Source organism: Pantoea sp. E2023-21 (assembly GCF_051302795.1).
Classification (GTDB): Bacteria; Pseudomonadota; Gammaproteobacteria; order Enterobacterales; family Enterobacteriaceae; genus Pantoea; species Pantoea ludwigii_A.
Genome location: NZ_CP195345.1, coordinates 22,044 through 34,066, shown reverse-complemented (window position 1 = coordinate 34,066; position 12,023 = coordinate 22,044). Strand labels below are relative to the sequence as shown.

The window sequence follows — 12,023 nt, the reverse complement described above, 5'->3', positions numbered from 1 at the left end:
CTTCTGAAGCCTGACGCCGTCAGGCTTCTTAGGTGTACATGTTGTAGCGCATGATGATATTTATACGCGAATAAGGCGCATAGTTGCGCTCTTCCGGCAAAAATCCGTGAAACTCCAGCAGTGTTTTAAAGGAGTGTTGCGCATCCAGTTGCAGATTATGCTCAATCAGCGCATCGATTTTTCCCGCCTGCATCAGGGCGCGATTCTCCCGGTCCAGATCGTGCCCAACAAAAACCTTCGGCTGAATGTTACGTTCATCCAGCGCCCGCAAAATTCCGCCATTTCCTCCGCCTACGGTATAAACCGCATCGATGTGAGGATGATCCTGTAGAAAGAGTTGCAGGGTTTCATACATCAGATGATCGATGCCCGATCCACCCGCGATAACCTTAATCTGATACTGCGGAGAAAAGGATTTCATCCCTTGCTGAAAGCCACGTATGCGATCCTGCTCACCGACAAAAGCTTTATTGCCGGTGATTGCGGCAATGGTGCCCGCTTCGCTTCCCAACCACTTTGACATCAGGAAGGCCGCCGACTGGCCCGCGCTAACGTTGTCCATGCCGATATAACGCAGGCGATGACTGCCGGTGATATCCGTGACCACCGTGACCACCGGAATGCGCTGCTTAATCAAATTATTAATAACTGGCACCAGCTGACTCGAATTCATCGCTTTCAGGATGATGCCGTGCGTGCTGAGCGAGCACTTTTTCAACAGCCGTTCAACCTCGTCCACCGTCATCTCTTCACTGCAGTGGAAGCGGAGCTGGATTTTAAATGAGGCGAAACTGGATATCTGGCTGCTGAACGCCTCTTTCACCAGCTCACTGAAACGCTCCGGCGTATGCATGATGACATCGAAATAAAGGGTTCGCCCTTGCGCCAGACTGCTTTTCTGCTGCAGTTCCAGGTCGGCTAAGGCTTGCTGGATGCGGTGCTGCGTTTGAGGATGCACGCGACCGCGATTATGCATGGCGCGATCAATGGTGGCGAGGCTCAAACCGGACTGAGCTGAGATCTGTTTCTGGGTAAATTTAGGCATAGGTCACATGATGTATGAGTGAGGTTTTTTTGACGTGCTGTTAATGAAATGTAGCTGCTATTTTAACACTCATCAACCCTGTCATGCCGACTGCTGATAACCTGCTGGCGTGCGATGACGCTCTATCACTCCATCAAGAAAATGAGGTCGTTATGATGTCACCCTATTTTGCCCGTGAAGATCAGGTCTCTGTTGAAGACTTCAAAACATTCTGTACCCAGCAGCTCGATGCCAGTGAATATCCGCTGGCGAGCGAAGCAGCGGCAAACGTGCTAATTTACGATCGTGCCACGCTGGATAAAGCGGCCGAAAAAGATAAAAAAGCGCTGCTGAGCGAGCTGCACAAAGCGCTCTCATACGGCCCTGGCGTGTTCGTGGTACGGGGGTTATTCAGCGATCTTGACGTTATTGATCGCACCTCGCAGGTTTTCGAAACCATTATGAGCAATGAGGCCAAATCCAAAATTCAGGCCGATCACTTCTCGCGTGCAGGCAACAATGGTCGTATCTGGAATGCGCTGCAAAAACTGGGTGAAACCAGTCCGCAAACCTTCGTGGATTACTACGCCAATCCGACGTTGGAGATAATTTGTCAGGCCTGGCTGGGCCCGGCGTGGAGCATGACCTCGCAAGTGAATCAGGTCCGCCCCGGCGGTGAAGCTCAGCAGCCGCACCGGGATTACCACCTTGGCTTCCAGCAAAGTGCATTCGCTGCAGAATTCCCGGTGCCGGTGCAGATTCTTTCGCAATATCTGACCCTGCAAGGTGCTGTAGCGCATTCTGACATGCCGCTGGCGTCGGGCCCGACCCGTTTATTGCCGTGGTCGCATCAGTATGAGCTGGGTTATATCGCCTATCGTGACCCGGGGTTTGTTGAGTTCTTTAATCAGAATTACGTCCAGCTACCGCTGGAAAAAGGTGATGGTCTGTTCTTTAACCCGGCGCTGTTCCATGCCGCAGGTAACAACACCACCACCGATCACGTCAGGACCGCGAATCTGCTGCAGGTTTCCTCCGCATTTGGCGTGCCGATGGAGAAAGTGAACCACGAACAGTTACTCAAGCTGATTTACCCCTTGCTAAAAAACAGCCAGCTTACCCAGCAGGAGCTGAACACCGTGATCAACGTGGCTGCGCGGGGTTACTCCTTCCCCACCAATCTCGACACCGATCCACCGCTGGGCGGAATGGTGCCGCAAACGCAGCAGGCACTGGTACACGAAGCGGTGGAGCAAGCGTGGAGCGCCAGCCAGTTTAATCAAAAGCTGGATGAGCAAAGTACCAGAAGGGAAGCGTAAAGTACCAGGCCGGGCAATTGTCCGGCCTGATCACTTCATCAACACCTGAAACTGCGGGTTAAACTCGTCGAAAATCGGCAGCGCGGCGGCGCCTAACGCAGCGGTATCGCTGCCGGTCATGCCGATTTTTAAGCGCGTTCCGGTGAGGTAGCGGCCACGCACCGATTGATACAACGGCGGCAGGCGGCGAATGATTTTATCCAGCAGTACGGCGGGCATCATGCCGCCGATAATCACGCTTTCGGCATCGAAGATGCACTCCAGCAAGTTAATCGCCTGACGCAGCGGCGTTAACACGGTATCAATCCACTTATCGAACAGCGCCGGGTCGACTTCGAGTAAATCTTCCGGTAAGGCGGTCATCGGATCGAGGCCACAAAATTCATAGGCAGCCTGCAGTGAAACATAACGCTCCAGACAGCCGTGATTGCCGCAGTAACATTCGCGTCCGCCCGGTTCCACCACCACATGCCCGACTTCCCCGGCGTTATGCGCGTGACCGCTGTAGACATGGCCATCCATGATGATGCCCGCGCCCAAACCGGTGCCAATGTAGAGATAGACAAACGAATTGAGCTGGCGCGCCACGCCATGAAAACGTTCGCCAATCGCCGCCACCGTGGCATCATTTTCTAATGTGACCGGCACGCCGCTCATGGCGGCCAGTTTGGCCTCAATATCCACCTGTTCCCAGCCGTGCAGCGTGGTGGGCCCCATCGAAGAGATGCCCTCAACACCAAACGGACCGGGCATCACCACCCCCATTCCCAGCACTTTGTGCCAGCGCTCGCCCAGCTGCGTTTTGATCTCGCTCAGCACCTCGGCGATGCGCGCTAATGTGGCATCCGGTTGCGGCTTTTGCACCAGAATAAGGCGGCGGAAATGAATTTCGCCCGTGAGATCCACCAGCACAATCAGCAGCGTTTGGTGATCAAGATGAATGCCAATCGAGAAGGCGCTGGCGGGATTGAGCGTTACTGGAATCGCCGGTTGGCCACGTCCTTGTTTGCGCGGCGCGCGGCTGGTAAGCAGTTCGGCTTGCTCCAGTTCCGCTACGATATTCGACACCGTTTGTGGCGTCAGCGCGGTGAGACGGGCCAGTTCGGCGCGGGTGAGTTCGCCGTGCAGGCGAATGGCTTCAATGATCACGCGACGATTGTGCGCCCGTGCATGTTCCAGATTGGTTCCCGATGTTTTCACCTAGCTCCCTTCCCTCTTCAACCGCGCTGTGAATAGCCGCATCAATATCCCTGATCGCCCACAGTGATTACAACCCCTTCGGGTAGTTGACTGGGTGTTGCTCAAGAAGAGTGACGTATATCTTAATGGTTTTTCATCGGGAGGCGGAGAATCTGAAGAATAGCGTGATGTTCCCTGATACCTGCTTCCCTTCTGGCGTCTTCCTTTTATTTGCGGTCATGTTCAAGGGCGAGCCTTACTTTTTTGCCTTCAGGACACAGCGGTCACTATTGTCAATGTGAATTGAGAAAATTGATCTGAGAAGGGATTTTTATTCAACTTATTACTTTAATTAGTTTTTGCGTTGTTGATGTGCCAAAACCTTTGTATACCAAGAACACTCCGTGTTTGTTAGTTCCCGGATGGAATAGTTGTAAAAGATGTCATGAAAAATCCTAAAACAACCTTATTAAGTCTAGGTTTAACAGCACTATATTATCTTTATAAATCATTGATTATAAGAGAGTGTTTACTTGTCCTGGAGCTTTGTACTGATTATCTGTTAATTTTAGCTAAATATACTTTAGTAAATTTTTTGTTTTCCGATGCGATGAATTGAAACAAAAAAGCAACATTTGTGTTTTTAAACTTTAAAAACTTCACTATGTAGTTTTTTGTATCGCATTGAATATTCATAGTGGTGATTTACTTTAATAAATTAGTCCCATTGTCACATTTCCTCCATTTTAATAACATTTATTACGCCAGAGGATCACTAAAGCTTATCGAATGGAGAAAGCGCTGACATGGAAATGGGAACGGTAAACTTCTAAGGAGTCTTTGTGCCTTTAGTCTCTGACGAGCTTCTGTATGGATACACGATTTTCCAGCATCTTGAGTATCGGCTTTCAACCAGAACGCTTATTAACATCAAGAATGGACGTATTAAAAGATTCGGAACGACGAAAGCGAGACTGTTCGAGTATCTCCTGGCGGGGATGCAAAATGAAATTGTCTATGATAATGACATTATCATAGACGTTTTTGAAGATTATGGACTCCGGTGTTCGAAATCCTATTTGTTGTCAATGATGAAGAAAATCCAGAATGCGTTTAATAGCGTGGGCTTTGAACGCTACCCTTTTACCAGAATATATAGGAAAGCGTACAAAATCGACTGCGAATCTTTAGAACGCATATATGTTTTTAAACCTTCTTCACAATGTCGATGATTAATTTCGCAAGGAATACATTTTGACAGCGCTATTAGTTTTCTCACGAAACTTTGCCATAAGTCAGGCCGTCACCTCATTGACCTCAGCCAGTGGGAAAATATTTTATTTTGACAATCGGTTGGAGTTTTTAGTCAGCGCGACCGTCCTAAATAACTCTTACATTCTTATCGATACAATAGGCGAAAATAGCGAGGACATTCGCTGGCTCTATCACCGTCTTGCAGCGAGGGAGTTATTACGTCTAACCTATTTTATTGCACCAGACAATAACAAGGAGAACATTTATTTAAAATTCTTCCGTCTTGTCACCACGCTTAAAGATCTTAAGCAGCTGTGCGATCGCGTCTCTAAATATCGGGTAGCAGAAAGCCCATGCGTATTAAAAGACGTGTTGTACCAGAGACTATCGACGCGACTGTCGAACGATCATTTAAACTTTCTTCTAAGGGTTTATGATAAATCGACAAGCCAGTATCGAATTAGAAATAAATGCGAAAATAACAAGAATTACTATGTAAGAAATCGTCTGGCGCTAGGCAGCGGTCTGGAGATGAAACAGCTTATTTTACTTTTATCATCGCACAGCCTGAGGTAATCATAGATAAATAACGCCCATTTATTGCCACGAACTAAAGAATTTTAATTTAGCGGTCCTGTTCCGCTCTTCCTGCGCAAAAAATAATTTTGTGCAGGCAACTTCAATCCTGAGGATATATAGCAATGCAAATTAAGTTAAGCAGTGTCTTTCGAAATATGGTTGTGGCTGCAGCTGTTTCTGGAATAACGTTTGCCGCCAGTGCAGCAGATGGAAAGATCAACTTTACCGGCACCATTCTGGATTCTGCCTGTACGATTGATACCAATACGGCGAATCAGACCGTTAACCTCGGCAAAATCCCGAAAAGCTCATTTAACGCGGCCGGGGCCGTTGCTGCCGCAACCCGGTTCAGCATTGTGTTGAACAACTGCCCTGCGGCCGTTACTTCTGCCTCCATTAAGTTTGATGGTAATGCGGACAGCTCCGACACCAATATTCTTGCACTAAACAGCGGTCAAACAGCGAAAGGCGTTGGCGTAGCGTTTTATGAAGAGGATGGCATCACCGCGATTCCGCTGGCTACCCAGTCTAAGAGCATCACGCTTGATACCAGCGCAGGCGAAGAACCCGCTAACAGCAATAAGATGACCTTCGTAGCGAAATATAAGGCGACGCAGGCTGCCGTGGTAGCGGGAACGGCAAACGCAACGTCAGATTTTACCATTACTTATCAGTAACGCGCCGGGCGTACCTAAGGTGCGCCCTATTGTCTCTCGCTGAAATGTCGGGGAAGTATGATGAGTCAACTTATTCGAACGATTGTATTATTAGGCGCTTGCTTACTCTCCCTGCCGGGGCAGGCAAGCATAACCGTCGGCGGAACGCGCTTAATTTATAACGAAACTGAAAACGAAGCCTCACTCCCTGTGAGTAACAGTCAGGATGGTGTTCCCTATTTAATTCAGTCATGGGTTGAGTTAAGTGAAAACTCAAAGGAGCAGGTTCCTTTTATCGTCACGCCGCCGCTTTTCCGCCTAGACGGTGGTCATGAAAATACGTTGCGGGTCATTTATACCGGCGAAAAGAAACTGCCTGAAAATCGCGAGTCTATTTTTTGGCTAAACGTTAAATCTATTCCTTCGATGACCCGGTCAGATGAAAATCGGCTGCTCATTGCCGTTAAGACGCGCATGAAGCTTTTCTACCGGCCTGCGGCTCTGACCTCAGAAAAAGCAGGTGAGGCATGGACGAAATTAACGTTTGAGCCGCGTGGGGAACGGCTAGTAATTATTAATCCGACGCCATTCTATGTTTCTCTTCATTCATTAAAAGTTGGCAATAAAACCATTGCACAGCCGCCAATGATTTCACCCTTCAGTTCCGAAACGATAGCAGGAAGTGGAAATCAGGTGACATGGAAAGCAATAAATGATTTTGGTGGGGTAACCACAGAAAAGCGCCAAATGCTGAAATAAAAAATATTAACATTACGCTATGTCACTCGCGCAGGTAAGCAAGGTGAATACTGTTTCTTTTTCTCGATATGCATTTTTATCTGACTCGTGGCCTCACCGCGTAAGTCAACTCTCGACAATAGCACTCTTTATTTCGGGCGTTTTTCCCGCAGCCGCGGGCGAACTTTATTTCATGGCCGATGCGCTTGAAAAAACACACTCGACTTCCGGGAGCATCGATTTGGGCCGCTTCGAGCGAGGAGAGCAGTTACCCGGCACCTACAGGGTGGAAATCTGGCTTAATGAGAACTATATCCGAACGGAAAATATCTCTTTTGTTTCTGTAAAAGGGTTCGGGCTGGCACCGGAGCTTAACCGTGGTGTGCTGGAATCACTCGGTGTCAGGGTTAAGGCATTTCCTGAATTAGCCATGCTGCCGACCGAAGTCATTATTACCGATCCCGGCGCATTTATCCCGGATGCCACCACCCGGCTAGATTTTGACAAGCAGAGACTGGATATCTCGATCCCTCAATCGGCGCTTAACACGCGTGCGCGCGGCACCGTTGACCCGTCGCTGTGGAACCAGGGCATTTCTGCATTGCTGGTAAATTACAGCATTAACGGGTCGCGCAACTGGAGCAGAGACGGTGAGACGCAAGAACAGTTTTACACCAACCTGCAAAGCGGTATTAACGCGGGGCCGTGGCGTCTGCGTAACTACAGCATCGCGACGAAGAACAATGGAAAACAGTCATTTTCGTCGCTAAATACCACCCTGAGCCGCGACGTCCAGTTTTTGAGAGGTCAGTTTCAGCTGGGGGAAACCAGCACACCCGGCGAGGTGTTTGACAGCGTGATGTTTCGCGGCGCGCAGATTTTCTCCGATGACACCATGCTGCCGGAGAGCATGCGCGGCTTCGCCCCCATCATTCGGGGGATCGCCCGCACCAACGCCACGGTTACCGTGAAGCAAAACGGCTACACGGTTTATCAAACCTACGTGGCGCCCGGCAGCTTTGAAATTCGCGATCTTTATCCTACGTCGGCGAGCGGCGATTTGGACATTGTCGTTGCAGAAGCCGACGGCAGCATCCAGCATTTCGTGCAGCCCTTCTCTGCGGTTCCCGTCATGCTGCGGGAAGGACGCGTGAAGTATGCGTTGAGCGCAGGAGAGTACCGAACCACGAAGAATGGCGCGCAAACGCCCTCATTCGGCCTGGGCACACTGGCCTATGGCCTCTCCAATAATCTCACGCTGTACGGCGGCGTCTTGGGGGCGAGCAACTATGCGTCCGGGGTAATTGGCACCGGCCTCAGTTTTGGCGATATAGGCTCGCTGTCGGCGGACATTACCGCTGCCGATAGCCAACTCGTTGATGAGAAAAACCGCCGTAGCCGCGGGCAGTCCTATCGCGTGCAGTACTCGAAAACGGTGGCCACCACCGACACCACCGTGACGCTCGCCAGCTATCGCTACTCCACGCAAGGGTTTTATACCTTTCAGGAAGTGAATGAATTCAGCAGCCAGCGCTACAACAAGCGAAGCCGACTGCAGCTCAACCTTAGCCAGTCGCTGCAAAGCTGGGGAAATTTCTATATCTCGGCATACCAGCAGGATTACTGGAGCAAGCGGGGCTATGAACGCAACGTCAGTACCGGCTTTAACACCAGTATTCGCGATATCAATTACTCGCTTGGCTACACCTACAACGAAACGCCGGGCAAAGATCGTAAGGACCAGATTGTAGCCTTCAGCTTGCAGGTGCCACTGAGCAAATGGCTACCGCAAAGCTGGGGCAACTACAGCGTGAATATGCAAAAGAACGGTCCTGAAACGCACCAGGTGGGGCTGAGCGGCACCGCACTCGCCGATAATAATCTGAGCTACCTGGTCCAGCAGGGCTATACCTCTTCGGGTGGGGAATCGAGAAGCTCCCTAAGTGGAACCTATAAGGGCGGCTATGGCACCGTGAGCGCGGGCTACAACCACAGCCAACAGAACAGCCAGCTGAATTTCGGCCTGCAGGGCGGGATCGTCGCCCATGAGCATGGCGTGACGTTCTCTCAGCCACTGGGAGATACCGTGGTGCTGCTTGAAGCGCAGGGCACATCCGGCGTTAGGGTGCGCAATAACCCCGGCGTTAAAACGGACTGGCGCGGCTACGCGGTGGTGCCCTATGCCAGTGCCTATCAGGAAAACCGTATTGCGCTAGACACGGGTTCGCTGGGGGTGGACGTGGATGTTGCCGAGTCGGTGGTCAATGTTGTGCCTACGCGCGGCGCCGTGGTGCGCGCTACGTTCAATACGCGAACAGGGGTTCGGGCCTTGATAACGCTGATGTATCAGAATTCGCCGGTGCCCTTTGGCGCGACGGTAAAGCTCAACGAAAGCGATGCGATGAGCATTGTGGGAAGCGATGGCGAGGTCTATATGAGCGGCCTGAACGACGGTGACGGCCTGACGGTACAGTGGGGAGCGAAAACCTGCCGCGCCAAAATAACCTTGAACACGTTACCGGGTAAAATTCAGCGCACCACCGCAGCTTGTCTTTAAATTTCTCATTGCGTTGATTCGCACTATTACTTTTGCGAGAGAAGGTCTGCGCCTCGCCTAAAATGAAGGAATATAAGATGTCCACCGTATTTAAAATCTCGACGGCTGTTATGGGTAGCGCTATTTCTCTAAATGCATTTGCGCTGTGTTCTGCAAACGACGTATCGATCAACTTTGATAACAATATTGTCGTTCAACGGGATGCGCCCGTTGGGACGGTATTAGCAACTATAACCACCAGTAATCCCATGCAATGTGACCCTGAGGGTCAGATAATTGGATACGATGGCTCGTGGTTTATTCAGCTCTCGGGGTCGAATGCGGATTATGGCACCTCGCCGCTGGCCAACGTGCGGGCGACGGAGGTCCAGGGCATTGGCATCCGATGGAAGAACTTTTCTAGCACCACGGGAACCAGCGAGTTTGTCTCACGAATGAACCTTAATAACGCGAGCTGGAGGCGAGGGATCCTCCAGAATGGCGTATCAACGTTCACGGATACCTTTGAGCTAATCAAAACAAGCACCACCCCGGCGACGGGCTCTATACCCGCGCTGACATTAAATATGGAATACAGCACGCCGGTCAGTAATAACATTACCCGCCTGCCGCTTTATAAATACATATTTTCGCCGATGAATATCAGCACCGCATCCTGTCAGATAGAAGATAAAAATTTGAATATTAATATGGGGATTGCACTGTTGCCGAAGTTTAATGGCGTGGGCAGCACCCAAAATCCGGTGACGTTTTCCATACCGCTTATCTGTAGTGAACAGACCGCAGTAAATGTGACGCTGGATAACGTCAGCCCGCTTGCCGACCCTGCCAACGGCGTATTGGGGTTAAACAGCAGCTCGACAGCAAAAGGTCTGGGCATTCAGCTGAAATACAACGATGTGCCCGTTCAGTTCGGCAAGCTCATTAATTACGGTATGACAACCTCGCCAGGGGAGGTCGTTAATATTCCCATTAAAGCCGCATATTACATGACCTCAGCGAATGCGCAGTCAGGCTCGGTGAGCGCCACGGCGTCATTTACCATGACCTATCGTTAAACTTTATATGAAATGTCCTGGTGCGGTGATGAGCGAAAGGGACCATCTGGCCCAATGACGTTGGTTTGCCATTGCGGCATGCGCCTTAATGTCGCAATGCGCAATGCATCTGCACCTAAACCATGCATCCTGAAAAGCGTTAATGCGACCTCCATAGGCTTGCCCTCGTTTGTACCCGCCTGAATATCTATGATCGGCCACACAATTTACAACCTGTTTACCTGACAGGCACAAAAATCTGTGCAAAGTATTCACCAGCGGCAAACAAGATTTATGCCCTGGCACGTCAATTGCTTTAGCTAACCGATGTCAGCCGCAGCAACCTGACAACCTGTGCGCGTTATTAAATCCATCAAATTGATTTAATAAAACACCCTCTTTTTGCATCAAGGCGGAAACACCATGAAAATCCGATTTAATCCAGTCATGAAAGGATGTTTTGCAGCAGTTCTGTTAGCCAGCGCAGGCAGCGCGGCAGCGGCCACCACGTTGAATGCGCTGTTTATGACGCAGGCGGCGTACAGCGAAAATGATATCCGCGCCATGACGCAGGCATTCCAGAAAACGCACCCGGATGTGCAGGTCAATCTCGAGTTTGTACCGTACGAAGCGCTACACGACAAAATTGTCGCGGCGCGTGGCGCGGGCGGTAACGGCTACGATGTGGTGCTGTTCGATGCCATCTGGCCAGCGGAATTCACTAAGTTTGACTTATTGCAGGACGTCAGCAGCCGCATCAGTGCCGACGAAAAAGAAAAGATTTTCCCCGGCGCAATGAACACCGTCGAATTCAAAGGCAAAACCCTTGGCATGCCGTGGATCCTCGATACCAAATATCTCTATTACAACAAAGCGATGCTGGAAAAAGCCGGTATCACCACGCCGCCACAAACCTGGCAGCAGGTGATGGACGATGCGCGCATCATCAAGCAGAAAAACATCGTTAAATATCCGCTGGTGTGGAGCTGGTCGCAGGCGGAAGCGCTGGTGTGCGATTACACCACGCTGGTGTCGGGTTTTGGCGGCACGTTCTATAACAACAACAAACTTGATTTCTCCTCCCCAGCCTCGCTGCAAGCGGTAAAACTGATGAAAAGCTCGCTGGATGAAGGGCTGAGCAATCCGGCATCGCGTGAGTATCTGGAAGAGGATGTGCGTAAAGCCTTCTCCAATGGCGATGCGGCTTTCGCGCTCAACTGGACCTACATGTACAACATGGCCAACGATCCTAAGCAAAGTAAAGTCGCCGGTCAGGTGGGCATCGTTCCCGCACCGGGTGACGCGCCGGGCAAATTCGGTGCGGTTAACGGATCAATGGGCCTTGGCATCACCAAAGGCAGCACGCATGCGGATCAGGCATGGCAATACATCAGCTACATGACCTCGCAGCCGGTGCAGAACCAATACGCCACGCTGAGCCTGCCGATTTGGAAAAGCTCCTATCAGGATCCGGCCGTGCTTAAAAATCAGGAAAGCCTGATCGCTGCAGCGGATAAATCGCTCAATGTGATGCTGTCGCGTCCGGAAACTGCCGACTATTCACGTCTCTCCAACACGCTGCAGCAGCAGTTGCAGCAGGTGCTGGTTGGCAGCGCAACGCCGGATGCCGCGCTGCAAGCGGTTGATAAGAGTGCGGCGCGTCTGCGCTAAGGGGCAACA

General features: G+C 50.8%; 9 protein-coding genes. 7 read left to right on the top strand and 2 right to left on the bottom strand.

Annotation, left to right across the window (positions count from 1 at the left end; translation table 11 throughout):
• Window positions 1-28: 28 nt before the first annotated feature.
• Complete coding sequence (locus ACRQ84_RS19200; RefSeq protein ID WP_483818243.1) at window positions 29-1,045, bottom strand: substrate-binding domain-containing protein; 1,017 nt, start codon at window positions 1,043-1,045, stop codon at window positions 29-31.
• 152 nt (window positions 1,046-1,197) lie between these two features.
• Between ACRQ84_RS19200 and ACRQ84_RS19195 the strand changes: the two genes are divergently transcribed.
• Complete coding sequence (locus ACRQ84_RS19195) at window positions 1,198-2,343, top strand: phytanoyl-CoA dioxygenase family protein (protein WP_483818242.1); 1,146 nt, start codon at window positions 1,198-1,200, stop codon at window positions 2,341-2,343.
• A gap of 30 nt (window positions 2,344-2,373) precedes the next feature.
• On the opposite strand, the gene ACRQ84_RS19190 is transcribed toward ACRQ84_RS19195, so the two are convergent.
• Window positions 2,374-3,543, bottom strand: coding sequence for an ROK family transcriptional regulator (locus ACRQ84_RS19190; RefSeq protein WP_483818241.1), 1,170 nt, complete (start codon window positions 3,541-3,543; stop codon window positions 2,374-2,376).
• 1,233 nt (window positions 3,544-4,776) lie between these two features.
• On the opposite strand from ACRQ84_RS19190, the gene ACRQ84_RS19185 reads away from it, so the two are divergent.
• The 6 genes from ACRQ84_RS19185 (at window position 4,777) to ACRQ84_RS19160 (ending at window position 12,014) form a co-directional block, all read left to right on the top strand.
• Window positions 4,777-5,352 (top strand): hypothetical protein, encoded by a 576-nt coding sequence (locus ACRQ84_RS19185; RefSeq protein ID WP_483818240.1) that lies wholly within the window; start codon window positions 4,777-4,779, stop codon window positions 5,350-5,352.
• Between the two features lie 125 nt (window positions 5,353-5,477).
• Window positions 5,478-6,032: a fimbrial protein gene (locus tag ACRQ84_RS19180; protein WP_064739816.1), complete on the top strand. Its 555-nt coding sequence runs from the start codon at window positions 5,478-5,480 to the stop codon at window positions 6,030-6,032.
• A 57-nt stretch (window positions 6,033-6,089) separates the two neighbouring features.
• Window positions 6,090-6,770 (top strand): fimbrial biogenesis chaperone, encoded by a 681-nt coding sequence (locus ACRQ84_RS19175; protein ID WP_483818239.1) that lies wholly within the window; start codon window positions 6,090-6,092, stop codon window positions 6,768-6,770.
• A gap of 43 nt (window positions 6,771-6,813) precedes the next feature.
• Complete coding sequence (locus ACRQ84_RS19170; protein ID WP_483818238.1) at window positions 6,814-9,306, top strand: fimbria/pilus outer membrane usher protein; 2,493 nt, start codon at window positions 6,814-6,816, stop codon at window positions 9,304-9,306.
• A gap of 77 nt (window positions 9,307-9,383) precedes the next feature.
• On the top strand, window positions 9,384-10,364 hold the full coding sequence (locus tag ACRQ84_RS19165) for a fimbrial protein (RefSeq protein WP_483818237.1): 981 nt from the start codon (window positions 9,384-9,386) through the stop codon (window positions 10,362-10,364).
• Window positions 10,365-10,766: 402 nt separating this feature from the next.
• On the top strand, window positions 10,767-12,014 hold the full coding sequence (locus ACRQ84_RS19160; protein WP_483818236.1) for an extracellular solute-binding protein: 1,248 nt from the start codon (window positions 10,767-10,769) through the stop codon (window positions 12,012-12,014).
• Window positions 12,015-12,023 lie beyond the last annotated feature (9 nt).

Coding starts and splice junctions, on each gene's coding strand:
- ACRQ84_RS19195 (WP_483818242.1), top strand. CDS start 1,198: ATGATGTCACCCTATTTTGCCCGTGAAGATCAGGTCTCTGTTGAAGAC.
- ACRQ84_RS19175 (WP_483818239.1), top strand. CDS start 6,090: ATGATGAGTCAACTTATTCGAACGATTGTATTATTAGGCGCTTGCTTA.
- ACRQ84_RS19160 (WP_483818236.1), top strand. CDS start 10,767: ATGAAAATCCGATTTAATCCAGTCATGAAAGGATGTTTTGCAGCAGTT.
- ACRQ84_RS19165 (WP_483818237.1), top strand. CDS start 9,384: ATGTCCACCGTATTTAAAATCTCGACGGCTGTTATGGGTAGCGCTATT.
- ACRQ84_RS19200 (WP_483818243.1), bottom strand. CDS start 1,045: ATGCCTAAATTTACCCAGAAACAGATCTCAGCTCAGTCCGGTTTGAGC.
- ACRQ84_RS19180 (WP_064739816.1), top strand. CDS start 5,478: ATGCAAATTAAGTTAAGCAGTGTCTTTCGAAATATGGTTGTGGCTGCA.